Below are 312 nucleotides of genomic sequence, written 5' to 3'. Positions count from 1 at the left end.
CGTCGGCGCGAGCTGCCACCCGTTCTCGGACAACCACGAGCGGAGTTCCTCCATCCGCTGCGGGCCTTGACCGTCGAACGAGAAACCCTTCGGAAGCTCGCGTCGTAACGAGAACTGGTAGCCCTCCCCGCAGGCTTCAGGCGTATCCCCGTAAGCGCCGACGCGCCATTCCCCGTCGAAGACCTCTTTCTGCACGGTGGCGACAGTGGCCTTGAACTCGAGGTTGACTTCGCGGGCTTCGGCGAACGCCTGCTCGGACCCAGGCTCCGCCGCCCCCTCGCTGCACCCCGTGAGCGTCAGCGCCACGGAGGC

Annotated in this window: 1 protein-coding gene; it reads right to left on the bottom strand. The window is 67.3% G+C overall.

Translation table 11 applies throughout. The features are described from left to right. A partial coding sequence (locus tag ACZ3HH_RS29570; protein ID WP_465810074.1) for a hypothetical protein occupies window positions 1-312 on the bottom strand: 312 nt, incomplete at both ends.

It is taken from the genome of Pseudomonas sp. PME37.24/025 (assembly GCF_055556615.1).
The sequence above is the reverse complement of the archived record's forward strand: the minus strand, read 5'-3'. Positions and strand labels throughout refer to the sequence as shown.